Genomic DNA, 16,134 nt, shown 5'->3' with positions numbered 1-16,134 from the left:
CCCTCATGCCAAACGGATCCCGCAGGCTGCGCCGGCGCTGCCAGGCAGCGGTCGACCAGCTCGGCCTCCCCCACGCCCTGTCCGTCGAGGATCTGTGCCGCCATGTCGCCGCCCGACGCGCGAGACCGTTGCATCTACATCCGCTGCCTGCCGAGGTGGCCGCCCATGGTGCCTGCGGGCTCTGGCTGGCCACCGACAGCGAGGACCACATCTTCTACGAACGGCGCACGACACAGCTCCACCAGGAGCACATCGTCCTGCACGAGATCGGGCACATGCTGTTCAACCACCACACGATGGACCTGGACGGCGAGGCCGGGTGGGGCAGGCTCCTGCCGGATCTCCATCCTCGCACGGTGCAGCGGCTCCTCGGCCGTACGAACTACGCGACCGACCAGGAGCAGGAGGCGGAGCTGTTCGCCAGCATCCTCGGCAGCCATATCAACGCGCCGAACCGCCGGCGTTCCCGCGGCGTCCTGGGCCGGCTGGAAGCGGCCATGGGAGTCGACACGCCGCACGGCACACCATGAACCACGACGCGGCCGCACTCGGCGCCGGGCTCGAACTGCCCAGCGTGCTTCTGTTGTGGCTCGCCGTACTGGTGCGCAGCCCGTCCAGCCTGCGCTCCGCGCCCCAGCGTGGCGTATGGCTGGCCGTGACCACGGCGGCCGCGGCGATGACGCTCGACCTGCCGTCCGTCGTCGCGACGGCCACCCGGCACAGCGAGGCCAACGTCGTCGCGGTGATCCGCAACGTCCTCGGCGTGCTCTCCGCGGGAGCCGTGCTGTACTTCGTCACGCAGGCCAGCACCGACGTCCGCAGGCTCAGGGCGGCCCTCGCCCTCTCGGTCACCACCGTACTGGCCGTTCTGTGCTCGTTGGACCTCGCGGCCGAGCCGCACCTGCGCATCGCGGTCCCCGCTGACGGGCCACCATCCCCCTCCCTGCTCTACTGGCTTGTCCTCATCGGCACGCACCTGGCCGCCAACGTCCTCTGTGCCCTGCTGTGCCTGCGCTACAGCGCTGCTTCCGGAAGCCGGTCCCTGACCCTGAGCCTGCGCCTGTTCGGCCTCGGTACGGCCCTGGTCGGCGCCTACTGGCTGGGGTACCTCGTCCATGTCACAACCGGCGGGCGATGGCCGCTGCCCTGGCTTGCGCTGCTGATGGACCTGCATGGTGTGCTGCGCGCCATGGCCATCCTGGTGCCGGCCTGTTCCGGGGTCCGGCGCGCCCTGTCGGACATCGCCGTCGCCTGGCGCCTGTGGCCGATGTGGAACGACCTGGTGGCCGCCGTCCCCCATGTGGCCCTGGCCCAACCGCGTCACCGCGTATGGGATGTGCTGTGGCCCCGGGTCCCCTATGACGTGCTCGCCTATCGCAGGATCATCGAGACGCGGGACGCCATCCTGGCACTCACCGACTACGCCTCTCCCGGCCACTCGCCCTCGTCGCCAGGCAAGCCGCCCAGGCAGGACGCGGCCGCGGACCTGGACCCCGAAGCCCTCGCCGGCATCGTCAAAGCCGCCCGGACCGCGAAGCTTCAAGGCTCTGCCCTCATGCCTCGCGGGGTGAGTCTCAGCTCATCCGGCAACAGGGATCTCACGGACGAAAGCGCCTTCCTGCTGCGGATGGCCACGGCGTATCGATCGGCAGCCCCCCGCGTCGACGCCGATCAGCGGTGACCGCCGTCGCAGCTTACGAGGCGGAAGCCGAACCACGCCGTTCCCGCGTCAATCGCCCCGCACAGCGTGCACGATGACCCCATGCCTCAGTTGATCGCTCCGAACGCATCCGTACATCGGTCATTCGTCGAAGCCATGGCCGAGTTCCGAGCCGAAGGACGGGGAGGAGTGGGCGACGAGTCCGCAGAAGGAAAGTTCCTGCGGGATCACGCGGACCGTCCCCACGACGCCGAGGCCTTCGCGGCGTATGTACAGGCTGTCCGTGACCAGGCCCGTTCCGATGCCTCAGGCGGGGATGTACCCCGTACCAACCTCTGGTTCGTCGAAGGGGCGGCCTATCTGGGGCGGCTCATGATCCGGCACGCTCTCACTCACGAGCTGCTCAAGTGCGGGGGACACATCGGCTACAACGTGCGCCCCTCCGCTCGACGGCGTGGACACGCCACAGCGATGCTCATGGAGGCGCTGCCGGTCGCCCGCGGGCTCGGCATCGCTTCCGCCCTGCTCACCTGCGACGCCGACAACCATGCCTCCCGCAAGGTGATCGAGACATGCGGCGGCGTCCTTGAGGACGAACGCGACGGAACGCTCCGGTTCTGGCTCTCGACCGGAGCCGTAGCCCCGGTCACCCGGTAGGTGTCGTTCCTAACCGGCTTCTGACGTGTCGTAGGAGAAGTCGTAGGCGGCCCAGTCGGTGAGCGTGCGATAGCCGAGGCGCTGGTAGAGGGCGTTGCTGGTGGGGTTGGACAGATCCGCGAAGAGGACGACGTCCTTCGCGCCCGCGGCCAGCGCGGCCCGGCTCACCTCGGTCGCCACGGCGCCCGCGTAGCCGCGACCGCGCAGGTGGGCCGGGGTGTAGACGATGTCCACCTGGATCTGGCCGCCGATCAACGGGTTCCTTCCCGCGATGGAGACGGGGGTGCCGTCCGGGGTTTCCCAGAGCGTGTAGCGCTTGTCGGCGAAGCGTGTGTCGGCCCACGAGCCGGCGTCGACGGAGACCACCTCCCCGACGGCCTTGGCGAACTCGCCGCACCAGAACATGACTTGCTCAAGGTCCTGTTCGCCCAGGACGCGGCCCCGGCCCGCCGGCATCGGCTGTGGTGGGGTGAGCGTGCCGAGGCGGTACAGACGGAGCCGCGTGTCGTGGAGTCCCGGTGTCGCCCCGGTGTGCCGCTGCCAGGCCTCGGCGAAAGCGGTGGCGGTGCCGTGGTCCGCGCTGACGCGGGAAGGCAAGTGCCCGAGGGCGGCCAGGCGGGCGGCGAGGGAGTCGGCCTGCTCGGGCGTGAGCGGGGCAAGGCCCAGAGCGCGGGGCGGGAGGCGGTAGAAGGTGGCGCGGACCTCGCCCGCTCGCTCCAGCACGCCGAAGACGGGGGCCTCGGTGCCGAACGCGTGCGCCCCGCGTGTGCGCACTCTCTCGGCCCACGTCAGCTGCATGACGTGCGGGCCGGGCCGCGAACGCAGGAAGTCTCCGGCTCGGGCGAGGAAGTCGTCGACGTCTTCGGTGAGGTACCAGTCGTCCGCGCTCATGCTTCATGGTCCCTGATGTACGCGACTCCCGGGAGGACGAGCGACGGTCTGTCAGCCGGTGCTGAGCCAGGTCGCGGTGAAGTCGCGGCCGCCGCTGCTGTCGGCGAGGTTCCCCGTCCACAGCGGCCACGAGCCCAGGGGCTTGCCGTTGACGGTGGCCAGGCCGGGGTGCCGCCTGTGGAGACCTGGGTCTTGTTCTCGGTCCTCGTCCAGCCCCGGGTGACGTCCTTGACGGTGAGAGTGAACTTGTCGTTCCCGAGATGGGTGACCGAGCCCTGGATGTGGTCACCCGGCTCGGTCGGCACGCTCAACGGGACGCCTGCCGCCGGGAACATCTCCCACCACGAGTAGTAAACCGGCGTGGCCCCCTCGCAGTTGGCGGCCGTACCGGTCTGCGCGATGGTGCCGCTTCCGCTGAGACCGACCCAGACGCCCACTCACCGACGAAGTGGCTGCCGACGCGAACAAGGGTTGCCGCGAAAGCCGCAAAAGCTCGGCGGTTCGTCGTCCGCCTGGTCAGTCCCTGTCCGTGCCACGGACGCTCACAAGGTCCGTGACCTGTGCGCGGACGGCGGCCCACGCGGTGGCCGGCAGATCGCCGAGGGACGTCTCGTGCAGCGCGCGCACGGTCTGCTCGGGCTCGGTGGCGCATGTGGCGCTGCCGCTGAGCACTTCGTAGCCGTCGCGTACGGCGACCCGCAGGCAGTCGCCGCCGTCGCCGGCATGCACCGCTGAGGCGACCACGAGGGGCGGTGGTCCGCCGGCCTCGCCGGGCAGTTTGCGGTATGCGCAGGCGACCGGCGCACGCCAGCGCAGGCTCAGCAGAACGGGACGCTTGGCCACCACCTCGGCCAGATCCACGTCATGAACACCGTCGGATTCCAGCACGGTCGCCCGGGCGTCCAGGACGAGCGCCGCGGGCAACAGGCAGCGCAGGGTGCTGCCGACGAGGTTGCCGCCGACCGTCGCCGTCCGCCGTACCGCCCCGGTCCCCACCGTGGCGGCCGCCAGCCGCAGTACGTCCGGAACGCGGTCGTCGATCCGGTGCAGGACCACGGCGCCGCCCACGGCCTCCCGGCCCAGCACATTGGCCTCCGGCAACTCGCGCAGTGACATGGCCAGTTCGGGGAAGCCGTCCCGCTGCCATGTGGCCCACACGAGCGTCGCCCCGCCGACCGGCACGGCCCCCTCGGCCAGACACTCCTGCGCTTCGGACACGGTTGTGGGCAGACGCAACAGCACAGTGGCCGACCTGCCTTCCTGAACTGGGGACTTGGGACCGCGGCGGTGGTGACGAGGTGGCCACCCGCCCGCCGTCAAGACAGTTTTCTCGCCGATCAGGGGGCGCGTACAGGGCTCACGCGTGCACACCGCGCGCGCCCCTCATCGGCGCGGTTTCGGCTCCGACGCGGCTGGAGACCGGCTGCGGGTCAGGCGCCGACCGTGCCGTCCACGCCCTCGCGGAGGAAGTCCGCGTGGCCGTTGTGGCGGCCGTACTCCAGGATCATGTGGAGCATCACCATCCGCAGGGACACGTCCTCGCCCCAGCGTGGCTGGTGCCCGGCGAGGTCCAGGGACTCCGCTTCGCGCTCGATGCGCCGCGAGTGCTCGACCTCCGCCTTCCACACCGCGAACGCCTCGTCCGCGCTCGCGCCCGTGGTGTCGTACGCGGCCTGGAAGTCGAACTCCTTCTCCGACCACAGCATCGGAGCGGCGTTGTCGTCGAACACCCGCCGGAACCAGGCGCGTTCGACCTCGGCCAGATGGCGGACCAGGGCGAGCAGCGAGAGCGACGACGGCGGGCTCGACCGCTCCTTGAGCTGTTCCTCCGTCAGGCCCTCGCACTTCATCGCCAGGGTCGCCCGGTGAAACTCCAGGAACGCCCGCAGCGTCTCGCGCTCCGTGCCGAAAAGGGGCGGGCCAATGCGTTCGACGGTCACGGTGGGTTCCTCTCGGGAGCGAGCCGGAGCGGTCCGGCCCGGGCTGGGGCGAGCTGAGACGTTGAACGTACCCTCTCCCCATGCAAAGGCCCCGGACCGGTCGCTGGTCCGGGGCCTTTGGCAACCACTCTCACATGAAGCGGAGACCCAATTCGGTGAGCCGTTCAGCGCAGCTACCGATCAGCGGCCTCCGCACGTGGTACCGACGTGGGTTTCCTGCGCGCCTGGGTCGCCTTCGCCGTTCAGAAGGTTGCCGAGCAGGCCGTTGGCAACGCCCACCTCACCCAGGACGTCAAGGTTCAGGTCGTCGGTATCGCACCCACCGCCGCGGTGCATGACCGCGGCTTGCGCGGTGGCGATGCCGGTGCCGGTGGATATGAAGCCGACGCTAGCGATGACCGCGGCCGCGACAGCGGCCTTGGAAAGCTTGCGCATGTCTCCTCCTTGGGTCTGGAGCGCATATCGAAAGATCCACTTTGCGCTCATTTCGGAGGCTAGTGCGGCATTCCCGGCAGCGCTCATCGGGGAAGCCATCCGGGGGCAGTGAGATTCACCCGGGCACAGCGACTCCCTCCGGGGTCCGGACACCTTTTCGGAGCTGTCTGCCTGACGGCACGACAGGGTCGCCGCCGGTCCGGCCGTGTGGTGTCGCCGTACGCGAGAGGCGCAGGTCTCGTGGGGGTCGCCGCAGGTGGCCGCAGTCCCGATAAACTCCCCGCGTGCCGATCCCGCGCGAGTTATCCACGGACGCAAATCAGCAACTTCGCTTCGCTCTGCTCGGGCCGCTCCAGGTCTGGCGCGGCGACACGAGTCTGGAGCTCGGGCCGGTTCGTGAACAGGCCGTCCTGGCAGCATTGCTGCTACGACCGGGCAGGACGGTCGGCCGACAGCAGCTGCTCGACGGGGTGTGGGGTGCGGAACCCCCCGGCACGGGCGACAAAGTGATCCCGGTCTATGTGCACCGATTGCGCCGATGCCTGGATGCTCCTGGAAAGGGCTCGGCGGATTCCGTCATCGACACCGTTCGCGGCGGCTATCGCTTCGTCCCGGGAAACGCCGGTGTGGACGTGGCGCGCTGGGAGGAGATCGCCGCCGAGGGGCGTTCGGCGAGGGATTCCGGAGACCTGGACGCCGCGGTGGACGCGTGGTCCACGGCGCTGGGACTGTTCCGCGGCGAGCCCCTGGCCGCAATCCCCGGGCCCTTCGCGGAGGGGGAGCGGCTGCGGCTGGCGGAGCAGCGGCTCGTGATGGTGCAGGACAAGGTGGACTGCCAGCTGCGTACGGGCCGGCACTCCGAGGCCGTGGGGGAACTGTTCTCCCTGACGACGGCCCACCCCTACAACGAGGCGCTGGCGGCCTTGCTCATGCGTGCCCTCCATGCCGGCAACCGGCAGTCCGAGGCGCTGGACGTCTACACCGGGGTGCGCCGCCGTCTGGTGGACGAGCAGGGCGTGGAGCCCGGCGCCGAACTGCGCCGGGTGCACGAGGCGGTCCTGCGGGGCGACGACGCGTTCCTGCTCGGCGGCGACGCCGCCGTACGACAGGTCCGGGCAAAGCACCACCCGGCGCCGGCGGAACGGACAGAACAGACCGCACAGGCCGCAGAACCGTCTGCCGAGGCTCGGCGTCCGGGTCCCGCTCCCCACAGGCGCCGCGTACGGCATGAACTACCCGTCGAAATAGGCACCTTCATGGGCCGGGACCGGGAGCACGACCTTCTCGTCGCGCCCGCCGACGCGCGCGTGGTCACCGTACGGGCGGTGGACGGCATGGCCGGAGTCGGGAAGACCGCCCTGGTGGTGCGCGCGGCGCGGGCGCTGCGGGACCGGTATCCCGACGGCTGCCTGTTCGTGGAACTGCACGGGCACCGCGAGGACCGGAAGACGGTGGGGCGGCAACGCGTGCTGCGCCGGTTGCTGCGGGCGGTGGGTGCCGGCGAGGGGGAGGACTCCGAGGACCTGGACGAGCTGGCCGCGTCGTGGCGGACGGCGACCGCCTCCCTGCGGCTGCTCCTGGTACTCGACGACGCCGCCCGCGCCGAGCAGGTACGACCGCTGTTGCCCGCCGGTTCCGGCAGCGTGGTGCTGGTGACCAGCCGCCGGCGCCTGACCGGGCTGGACGCGGACCGCAGGGTGTCGCTGCCGCCGCTCGGCCTCGACGAGGCGGCGGGACTGCTGACCCGTATCGTCGGCGGCGAGGAAGGCGGCGAGGGGTCCGACCGCGAGCGGGTGGCCGTACGCGAACTGGCCACGTTGTGCGGCCGGCTGCCGCTGGCGCTGCGCATCGTCGGGGCGCGGATACAGGATCGCCCGCTGTGGGCGGTGGAAGCCCTGGTGGCGCGGCTGGCCGACGGGGAGCGCCGGCTGGACGAACTCGCCGTGGAGGACCGCAGCGTCGAGGCCGCGTTCCGGATCTCCTACGATCAGCTGCCGGCCACCGACCAGCGTGCCTTCCGCGCCCTGGGCCTGTCGCCCACCATACGGCTGGACCGGCTGACGCTGGCCGCCCTGCTCGACGCGACACCCGCCGACGCCGAGCGCACCCTGGAGAGCCTGGCCGACGCGAGTCTGGTGCAGCGGGTGACCGCCGACCGCTACCGGTTGCACGACCTGGTGGCGGTCTACGCCCGCCGCGTCGCCGCCGCGTCGCCCGACGAGGCCGAGGCGGCCCGCGGGCGGGTGCTGCGGCTGTACGTGGCCGCCGCCCGCTGCGCGGGTGACTGGGGCATCTCGTCCTACCCGACCGGCCCGCAGGGCATCGGGCCCTTCACGGACTGGGAGGAGGCCACGGCCTGGCTGGACGCGGCGGGCGGTGAACTGGTCGACGTGATCGGCCAGGCGGCGGCCACGGGCCATGTGGACGAGGCCTGCTGGATCGCCGAGGGCCTGGTCGACTACCTCACCCGGCAGGGCCGGTTCCACGAGTGCCGCACCGCGCTGGAGCTGCTGCTGCCGAGGCTCGGCCAGGCCACCGACCGGCGGATGGACTCCGCGCTGCGCACGGGCCTGGGCATCATGTACGGGCTGCAGGGCCGTTACCAGCAGGCCCGCACCTGGTTCACCGAGGCACTGGACATCAGCCGCCGGGCCGGTGACCGGCATGAGCAGGCCAGAGCCGCGGCCGGTCTCGGGACCTTCGCCAATCTGGAGGGACGGATCGCCGAGTCCATGACCCATTTCGCCGAAGTCCTGCACTTCGTGGGCGAGTTGACGTACGACGACTGGCTCACGGGGTCGGTCATGACCCGCGTCGGCGACGTCCACCACCAGCTCGGAGAGTACGACAAGGCGCACGACCGCTACCTGGAGGCGATCGCCCTCGCCGAGAAGGCGGGCAGTCCCAGGCTCCTCGGCAAGACGCTGCTCCGCCTCGGTGGCCTCCAACTCGACCTCGGCCGGCCGGCCGAGGCGGCGGGCACCCTCGGGAAGGCCGAGAATCTGGCCCGGCGTCTTGGCGATGTTCCGCTGTACGCCGCCGTCCTCGGCAGGCTGTCCACGGCGGAGGCCGACCTGGGCAACCCGCAGGCCGCCGCCGAACTCCTGCGCCGGGCCGGCGCGATACTGGACGAACAGACCGGCACCGCGTCGGAGATCGCGATACGCCATCGGCTGATCTGGCACGGCGCCGTGGCGGAGGACCTGGCCGGGGCACGCGACTTCTTCGAGCGGGCCACGACCCTGCCCGCCACGGATGCCAACCGCGCGAGGATCTCCAGGATCCTGGACGACCTCGGCCGCAGACACCTGCCGGACACCGACGACGCGTAGCGCCCGGGCCCGGGGCCGGTGGCTCGTGGTGTCCGGGTGGAGTTGGCCTCGGTCTTCGCTTCCGTCAGGCGCCCTACGCGGGGCCCCCGTCCGGAGTCCTCCACCGGATTCCGTCGCCACCGGCTTCGCCCAGGGTCTGGGCGATGACGTTGCCGCGCTGCGGGTAGTTCCCGTGCAGGTTGAAATAGCCGGGCGCGTTCAGGAGGGACGCGTCGCAGACCGGGTCGCCGTGGATGCAGTACCGCGTGACCGGGATGCCGTTGAACTCCGCCGGTCCGGCGCCGGGGGAGGTGAAGCCGGGCACGCCCCAGCCCTTCGGGATCTGGGCCGTGAACCCGGTGCCGGGCTGCATCGGGTCGGCGTAGAGCATGCCGTTGACCTGCGAGGGCGGAATGTCGGTGCCGCCTCCCGCGATCGTCTGGAGCACCTGGTCCGCGGCCTGTGCGCCCTGGGAGTAGCCGCTGATCGTGATGAGCGCGCCCGGGTGGTCGCGGTGGGTGTCCTGCGCGACCTTCAGCCCCTCCTGGTAGCCCTGCTGCACGCTGGAGTCGTAGTTCGGCGCGGTGAGGGCATCGGGATGCGGTGTCAGGGTCTGGAGATCGATGAGGGGGCCGTTGGGGCCGATGAACGGGCCGGCGGTGGCCGGGTAGCACACCTCGATCGCGTGGTCGCCGAGTTGGAGAGCGGCGTTGGCCTCGTTGTAGGACGAGGTGGTGGTGTCGCAGCCGGGGGTGTGCGTCGTCGCGCCCGTGCCGCCGATCTCGATGTAGTAGTGGTCCGTGTCGGCCGCGTGCGCGGCGGCCGGGAACGCGACGGCGGCGCCTGCCGTCAGCGCCGCCGTAATGGCCGCGGTACGAACAGCCCGTGCCATCCTGCTCGTTTTCGTCATTGCCCGATCTCCCCCTGGGGTCGTGGACCTGCCTGGCAGCGAACGCAACAGACGCTAGGGACGGGTGTTCACATCGCGTTGACATACCGATGACTGCGCTGGCTGCACTGCTGTCGAGACGGGGAGCAGCGTGCCCCGGGGTCATCCGGCGGATGCCGCTGCGGTCCATGCCGAGGGTGCGCAACGCGCCGATCTCCCGGGGGCGTTCGGCGATCGCCGACACCGAGCGCGGGCCGATCGCCACAGGGCCTGTTCGGCGGCTTCCCGCATCAGGGGCCTTCTGGCGAGTAACCTGCGTTTCTCCTGGTCCTGGTGGCCAGTCTCGCACTGTGGAGTCCAGGGTCACGCGTCGGGCGGGCCGCAGCAGGAGGACCGGATCATGGCGTTCGCCGACTACCAGAACGAGATCTACTTCGACGGGCTGCGCGGGGTCGTACCGCGCCTGCCTATGACCTGTGCCGAGCTGGAGCCCCTGGCCCTGGCCGCGATGCCCCCTTCGGTGCGCTCCTACGTCGCCGGCGGCGCCGGGGACGAGCACACCCAGCGGGCCAATGTCAGCGCCTTCGAGCAGTGGGGGCTCGTCCCGCGCATGCTGGTCGGGGCGAAGCAACGTGACCTGTCCGTCGACCTGTTCGGTATGCGCCTGCCCTCCCCCCTGTTCATGGCGCCGGTCGGGGTGATCGGGCTGTGCGCCCAGGACGGCCACGGCGACCTCGCCACCGCGCGCGCCGCCGCCCGGACCGGGGTACCGATGGTCGCCTCCACCCTGACCGTCGACCCGATGGAGCAGGTGGCAGGCGAGTTCGGCGACACCCCCGGCTTCTTCCAGCTCTACACCCCGACCGATCGGGAGCTGGCCGAGAGCCTGGTCCACCGTGCCGAGCGGGCCGGGTTCAAGGCCATCGTGGTCACCCTCGACACCTGGATCACCGGCTGGCGCCCCCGCGATCTGGCCGTCAGCAACTTCCCCCAGCTGCGCGGGCACTGCCTCGCCAACTACACCAGCGACCCGGTCTTCCGCGCCCGCCTCGCCAAGTCCCCCGAGGACGATCCGGCGGCCGTGGTGATGCTCTGGGCGCAGATCTTCGGCAACCCGCTGACCTGGGACGACCTGCCCTGGCTGCGCTCCGTCACCGATCTGCCGCTGATCCTCAAGGGCATCTGCCACCCCGACGACGCCCGCCGCGCCAAGGACGCGGGCGTGGACGGCATCTACTGCTCCAACCACGGCGGACGCCAGGCCAACGGCGGACTGCCGGCGCTGCACTGCCTGCCGTCCGTGGTCGAGGCCGCCGGGGACCTGCCCGTCCTGTTCGACTCCGGGGTCCGCTCCGGCACCGATGTCGTCAAGGCGCTCGCCCTGGGCGCGCGGGCCGTGGGCGTCGGCCGCCCCTACGCCTACGGCCTGGCTCTCGACGGCACGGACGGCGTCGTCCACGTCCTGCGCACCCTGCTCGCCGAGGCCGACCTCCTCATGGCGGTCGACGGCTACCCCACCCTGGCCGACCTCACGCCGGAGGCCCTCCACCGCACTCGCTGAAGACGATCCGGAGGGGGATCAAGGGCTGTCCGAGGGTCACTTGACGGTGATCGTGACCGTCGCCGTGCTGGTCGCGGCGGGCAGGCGGGTGGTGTCGACGGCCAGGTACTCGCCGTCGTCCTGCGTACCGTTCGGGAGGGTCTTGGCGTGCAGGGTGTAGGGCGGGGCCGGGGTCGAGCCGGAGATCCCGTCGACGCCGAAGTCGCTGTCGTTGCTGACGACGACGGTGCGGCCGCCGTCCGTCGTGGCGACGCCCTCGATCTTGTCGTGGCCGAAGAAACCGCCGGCCGGGTCGAGGCCGGTGAGCAGGCCGCCGAGGTCGAGGTGGAGGGTCTTGGTGACGGGGGTGACGCCGGCCGACTTCAGGGCGGCCGTGGCGGCAGCCGTGTTCCCGGCGCCCACGTAGGCCTCGATCGTCTGCCGGGACGAGCCTACGAGCAGCCCGCCCTTGGCCGCGTCGTACGCGGCGCCCGGCACCGTCGCCGACGGGCCGATGTCCGTGGCACCGGAGAGGTCGATGGCGAACAGCCTCTTGCAAGCGCCCGGTTCGGTGTTGCCGTCCCGTTCGTCGACGAGGAAGCGGGTGCTGCTCAGGGCGGTGATCTCGCTGACCGCGCCGCCGTTCGTCCTGGGGTCGTCGAGCAGGTACGCGTACTCGTGCGTGGCATGGGTGCGCAGGTCGTGGGTGACGATGCGCAGCGTGGTGATGCTCTTCGTCTTGACGCCGCTCGGCAGGTCGGGCTGCTGGAGCGCGGACTGCATCATGCCGACGAGCGTGTGCCCGTCGGGGGTCACGGTCAGCCCTTCCATCCCCTTGTTGGGCACGCGCCTGGCCAGTTCGGCGGGGAGCGAGCCGTCGAAGGGGGAGAGCCGCTCGACGGCCCGGCCGTCGCGGCCGAAGTGCGTGATGTACGGGCCGTACTCGTCCGACACCCAGAAGGTGCCGTCGGGCAGGGCCACCAGGCCCTCGGAGTCGTAACCGTACGGGGAGTGCGGCAGTGCCCTGCCGTTCAGGTCGACGAGGTTCTCGCCGGTACCCGCCTGGGAGTTGACGAGCCCGTTGTACGGGGTGCCGTCGGCGGCGCGCAGCGGGACGGTCCGCTCCAGTACGGCCTTGGTGCCGTGCAGCCGGAACTTCCCTATCGCGGGGTCGAAGCCGGGCAGGGGCAGGACCTTGTCGCCGTTGGGCGCGTCGACGTTCGGGCCCCGGTCGGTGAGGCCGTAGAACTCGTCCTTCGAGCCGGGCACCGGATACAGCGACGACCCGTACCCCCCGGCGGTGACCGGCACCCCGCCGATGACGGCGAGCGGCTTGAGACGGGTCCGGTACAGCCGTACGGCGTCGCTGATCTTGTAGGTGAAGGTGTCGGTGCCGTGGTAGCCGGCGCCGGGTGTGTAGCGGAACGAGCCGTCCTGGTCGAGGGCGAGCGTGCCGTGGGCGGTCTTCGTGTGCGCGACGAGGGTCGCCGGGCTGCCGGTGTCGTCGGCCAGGACGCCGCGCCGGGCGCCGACGGTCAGGGTCCGCCCGGCGTGCGCGGTGTAGGCGTCGTCGCGTGCCTGGAGCTTCGGCGTGCCGGCGTGGGCGCCGGCCGGTCCGGTGCCGGCCAGGAACAGGACGACGGCCGTGGCGGCCGCGGTCGCGATGCCCAGACGGTTCATCAGATCCCCTCCTCGTCACGCGTCACGGTGACGCCCGAGCGGAAGTCTGAGCACCACGCATGGCCGGGGGGCGTCCGGAAGGTACTCACAGGGTGAAGCATGTCGGGGCCCGGCAGCCCGGTCCGGCCGGGTCCCGGCGCTACCGTGGCCCTCTGTCCACCTGTCCACCCGTCCACCCGTCCACAGTCGTGTCGGAGAGCGCCGAAGGAGCAAGCGGCATGGAGATCGTGTCGTCGCAGCGGATCACCACGTTCCTGATGTTCGAGGGCAACGCCGAGGACGCGATGACCTTCTACGTCTCGCTCTTCGACGACGCCGAGATCGTCGGCATCACGCGCTACGGCGCCGAGGGGCCCGGCAAGGAAGGCAGCGTGCAGCACGCGACGTTCTCGCTGGCCGGGCAGCAGTTCATGTGCATCGACAGCCCCGCGCACCACGACTTCACCTTCACCCCCGCGATCTCGCTCTTCGTGCAGTGCGCGAACGAGGCCGAACTCGACCGTCTCTACGCGGCCCTGAGCGAACAGGGCACCGCACTCATGCCGCTCGGCGCCTACGGCTTCAGCGCGAGGTTCGGCTGGGTCAACGACCGCTTCGGCGTCTCCTGGCAGCTGAACCTGCCGTCGTGAGCGGGTGAGCCCCGCGGCATCGGGGCGAGGCTCAGCGCAGGTGTGCCGCCGGCTCGGCCGGCCGCTGTACGACGCGGCGGCGCCGGGCCGGTGTGAACTGCGGGTTGGCGACGGCCCAGGCCGCGCCCTTGCAGACCAGCTCCTTGTAGACGGCGGCGAACCGTCCGGTCAGGGCCGCGCTGACGGCGCGGTCGTCGGCGGTGACGTACTGGATCAGGCCTTCCCTGCGGCCCAGCGAGACGCACTGGTTGACGTAGCGCAGCGGCACCTTCGGGAGCTTTCCGCCGGTCAGGCGGGCCACGATGGCGTCGGCGGCCTGCCAGGCCATGGGGGCGCCGGAGGCGCAGGACATCCGCAGCGGCTTGTCGCCGGCGCCCATGGCCAGGGCCGCGTCGCCGATGGCGTACACGTCCGGGTGCGAGACCGAGCGCATGGTCCCGTCGACCACGATCCGGCCGGTGTCGGTGACCTCCAGGGTGGTGGCCGTCGCGATCGGGTGGACGGCGAAGCCCGTGGTCCACACGGTGACCGCGGCCGGCAGGCAGGCGCCGTCGGCGGTGGTGATGTGGTCGGCCGCCACGGCGGTGACGGTGGCGTGCTCGTGCACGGTGACGCCGAGCTTGTCGCACACCTTCCGCAGATGTCCTCGGCCCTTGGGCGAGAGCCAGTCGCCGAGTTCGCCGCGGGCGGCGAGAGCGACGTCGAGGTCCGGGCGGGCCTCGGCGATCTCGGTCGCGGCCTCCACACCGGTGAGGCCGCCACCGACGACGACCACCGGCTGCCCGGCGTCCAGACCGGCCAGCCGCTCGCGCAGCCTCAGCGCTCCCGGGCGGCCGGCGATGTCATGGGCGTGCTCGGCGGCGCCGGGGACGCCCTGGTCGTGCCGGCCGCTGCCGAGGGCGTACACGAGGGTGTCGTACTCCACCACGTCCTCGGCGCCGTGCGCGTCGAGGACGGTGACCGTCCTGCGGTCGGCGTCCACGGCGGTGACCTTCGCGAGCTTCAGTTCGACGCCGGTGCCCGCGAACATCTCACCGAAGGGCCGGGGCCTGAGGTCCTGGCCGACCGCGAGCTGGTGCAGCCGGACGCGTTCGACGAAGTCGGGCTCGGCGTTGACGAGGGTGATGGCGACGTCGTCGCGGCGCAGCCGCCTGGCGAGGCGGCCGGCGGCGCTGGCTCCGGCGTATCCGGCTCCGAGGACGACGATGCGGTGCTGCATGTCCGTGCTCCTGTCATCGGGCTCTTCAGTGGGTCGCCCCTTGAACCGGGCGGCCCGCCGTTTCCTGACAGAAAGGCGGTGTGAAGCAGCTCACATCGGGTCAGAAGGCGTGCAGCAGGGGTTCGCCGTGGTCGGCGCTCGCCCACCACCGGGTCGCGCGTTCCAGCTTGTCGGGGTTGACCTGGTTGCGGAACGCGGCGATGCCGTCGGCGCCGACCTCCAGACACAGGACGCCGACGACCCGGCCGTCGACGACGGCCACAATGGCGGGGTCGCCGTTGGCGGTCGTGGCGTAGACCTCGGGTGAGCCGCCCGCCAGGTCGCGCTTGGCCTTGCTCGGCTTGAACAGGCCCCGCATGAACGTCGCGACGGCGCGCGCGCCCTCGAACGCCTTGGTGCGGGCCGGGATCTTCCCGCCGCCGTCGCCGATCGCGATGGCGTCCTGGGTGAGCAGTCGTACGAGCGGCTCGGTCCGGCCGCTGGTGGCGGCCGCGAGGAACTCCTCGACGATCCGCCGGGCGGCGGCCTCGTCGATCTCGGTGCGGGTCCTGCCGTCCGCGACGTGCCGCTTGGCGCGGTGGAAGATCTGCTGGCTGGCGGCCTCGGTGAGGTCGAGGATCTCGGCGATCTCCCGGTGCGGGTAGTCGAAGGCCTCCCGCAGCACATACACCGCACGCTCGCCCGGAGTGAGGCGCTCCAGCAGTGTGAGGACGGCGTACGACACCGATTCGCGCTGTTCGGCGGTGTCGGCCGGGCCCAGCATCGGGTCCCCGGCGAGCAGCGGCTCGGGGAGCCATTGGCCCACATAGGTCTCGCGCCGTGCGCGGGCCGAGGTGAGCTGGTTGAGGCACAGGTTGGTGAGCACCTTGGTCAGCCAGGCCTCGGGGACCTGGATACGGCCGACGTCGGCGGCCTGCCAGCGCAGGTACGTCTCCTGAACGGCGTCCTCGGCCTCGCTCGCGGAGCCGAGGAGGCGGTAGGCGATGGCCTCCAGGCGGGGCCTGGACGCCTCGAACCGGTCCACGTCGTTCACGGTCAGCGCCATGGCCCGGATCCTAGCCTTGCCGGAGCGGATCCTTTTGAGCGGCGGGAGCGGGCACCGGGATCTCGGGGCGCGGGCGGGCATGATGACGCGTCGCGCATCGGCACCGGCCGCCGGTCCTGGGGGGAGCGGCGGGGTCGGGGAGAAGGGGCGGGCAGCCCGTCAGCGAGGAACTCGTTCCGCGTGTCGACGCAGAGGCCGCCGGGGCCGATGGCGGTCGTCGTACCGCGGGGCGGTGCCC

Annotated in this window: 15 protein-coding genes; 6 read left to right on the top strand and 9 right to left on the bottom strand. The window is 71.4% G+C overall.

What is annotated here, in order from left to right; genetic code table 11:
* Positions 1–5 precede the first annotated feature (5 nt).
* The 3 genes from AV521_RS41470 to AV521_RS41460 all read left to right on the top strand — a co-directional run bounded on the left by AV521_RS41470 (position 6) and on the right by AV521_RS41460 (position 2,317).
* Positions 6–530, top strand: a complete 525-nt coding sequence (locus AV521_RS41470) for a hypothetical protein (RefSeq protein ID WP_076096599.1) — start codon at positions 6–8, stop codon at positions 528–530.
* Positions 527–1,681: an MAB_1171c family putative transporter gene (locus AV521_RS41465; RefSeq protein WP_076096597.1), complete on the top strand. Its 1,155-nt coding sequence runs from the start codon at positions 527–529 to the stop codon at positions 1,679–1,681. The genes AV521_RS41470 and AV521_RS41465 overlap by 4 nt, the downstream gene beginning before the upstream one ends.
* A 168-nt stretch (positions 1,682–1,849) precedes the next feature.
* The gene (locus AV521_RS41460) at positions 1,850–2,317 is read left to right on the top strand and encodes a GNAT family N-acetyltransferase (RefSeq protein ID WP_305965222.1); all 468 of its coding nucleotides are present in this window, start codon (positions 1,850–1,852) and stop codon (positions 2,315–2,317) included.
* Positions 2,318–2,326: 9 nt separating this feature from the next.
* Here AV521_RS41460 and AV521_RS41455 read toward each other — a convergent pair whose 3' ends face one another.
* The 5 genes from AV521_RS41455 to AV521_RS41435 all read right to left on the bottom strand — a co-directional run bounded on the left by AV521_RS41455 (position 2,327) and on the right by AV521_RS41435 (position 5,583).
* Complete coding sequence (locus AV521_RS41455) at positions 2,327–3,208, bottom strand: GNAT family N-acetyltransferase (protein WP_076096593.1); 882 nt, start codon at positions 3,206–3,208, stop codon at positions 2,327–2,329.
* A complete protein-coding gene (locus tag AV521_RS53055) occupies positions 3,205–3,645 on the bottom strand; it encodes a G1 family glutamic endopeptidase (protein WP_076096591.1) in 441 nt (146 codons plus the stop codon). Before AV521_RS53055 ends, AV521_RS41455 begins: the two co-directional genes overlap by 4 nt.
* Positions 3,646–3,724: 79 nt before the next feature.
* The gene (locus AV521_RS41445; protein WP_076096589.1) at positions 3,725–4,450 is read right to left on the bottom strand and encodes an FAD binding domain-containing protein; all 726 of its coding nucleotides are present in this window, start codon (positions 4,448–4,450) and stop codon (positions 3,725–3,727) included.
* A gap of 188 nt (positions 4,451–4,638) precedes the next feature.
* Entirely contained in the window at positions 4,639–5,148 is a 510-nt protein-coding gene (locus tag AV521_RS41440; protein ID WP_076096587.1) for a DinB family protein, read from the bottom strand.
* Positions 5,149–5,328: 180 nt separating this feature from the next.
* Positions 5,329–5,583, bottom strand: coding sequence for a hypothetical protein (locus AV521_RS41435; RefSeq protein WP_076096585.1), 255 nt, complete (start codon positions 5,581–5,583; stop codon positions 5,329–5,331).
* 284 nt (positions 5,584–5,867) lie between these two features.
* On the opposite strand from AV521_RS41435, the gene AV521_RS41430 reads away from it, so the two are divergent.
* On the top strand, positions 5,868–8,915 hold the full coding sequence (locus AV521_RS41430) for a BTAD domain-containing putative transcriptional regulator (RefSeq protein WP_107481160.1): 3,048 nt from the start codon (positions 5,868–5,870) through the stop codon (positions 8,913–8,915).
* Positions 8,916–8,988: 73 nt separating this feature from the next.
* On the opposite strand, the gene AV521_RS41425 is transcribed toward AV521_RS41430, so the two are convergent.
* Entirely contained in the window at positions 8,989–9,786 is a 798-nt protein-coding gene (locus AV521_RS41425; RefSeq protein WP_256725924.1) for a cutinase family protein, read from the bottom strand.
* 397 nt (positions 9,787–10,183) lie between these two features.
* On the opposite strand from AV521_RS41425, the gene AV521_RS41420 reads away from it, so the two are divergent.
* The gene (locus AV521_RS41420; protein ID WP_076096581.1) at positions 10,184–11,344 is read left to right on the top strand and encodes an alpha-hydroxy-acid oxidizing protein; all 1,161 of its coding nucleotides are present in this window, start codon (positions 10,184–10,186) and stop codon (positions 11,342–11,344) included.
* Between the two features lie 36 nt (positions 11,345–11,380).
* On the opposite strand, the gene AV521_RS41415 is transcribed toward AV521_RS41420, so the two are convergent.
* On the bottom strand, positions 11,381–13,003 hold the full coding sequence (locus tag AV521_RS41415) for an esterase-like activity of phytase family protein (RefSeq protein WP_076096579.1): 1,623 nt from the start codon (positions 13,001–13,003) through the stop codon (positions 11,381–11,383).
* 218 nt (positions 13,004–13,221) lie between these two features.
* On the opposite strand from AV521_RS41415, the gene AV521_RS41410 reads away from it, so the two are divergent.
* Positions 13,222–13,632 (top strand): VOC family protein, encoded by a 411-nt coding sequence (locus AV521_RS41410; protein ID WP_076096577.1) that lies wholly within the window; start codon positions 13,222–13,224, stop codon positions 13,630–13,632.
* A gap of 31 nt (positions 13,633–13,663) precedes the next feature.
* On the opposite strand, the gene AV521_RS41405 is transcribed toward AV521_RS41410, so the two are convergent.
* Together AV521_RS41405 and sigJ are read right to left on the bottom strand one after the other, a co-directional pair.
* On the bottom strand, positions 13,664–14,851 hold the full coding sequence (locus tag AV521_RS41405) for an NAD(P)/FAD-dependent oxidoreductase (RefSeq protein ID WP_076096575.1): 1,188 nt from the start codon (positions 14,849–14,851) through the stop codon (positions 13,664–13,666).
* 100 nt (positions 14,852–14,951) lie between these two features.
* Positions 14,952–15,896 (bottom strand): RNA polymerase sigma factor SigJ, encoded by a 945-nt coding sequence (gene sigJ, locus AV521_RS41400; RefSeq protein ID WP_076096573.1) that lies wholly within the window; start codon positions 15,894–15,896, stop codon positions 14,952–14,954.
* Positions 15,897–16,134 lie beyond the last annotated feature (238 nt).

This window comes from Streptomyces sp. IMTB 2501, from assembly GCF_001953885.1.
Classification (GTDB): Bacteria; Actinomycetota; Actinomycetes; order Streptomycetales; family Streptomycetaceae; genus Streptomyces.
This window is presented reverse-complemented; position numbering and strand designations above follow the sequence as displayed.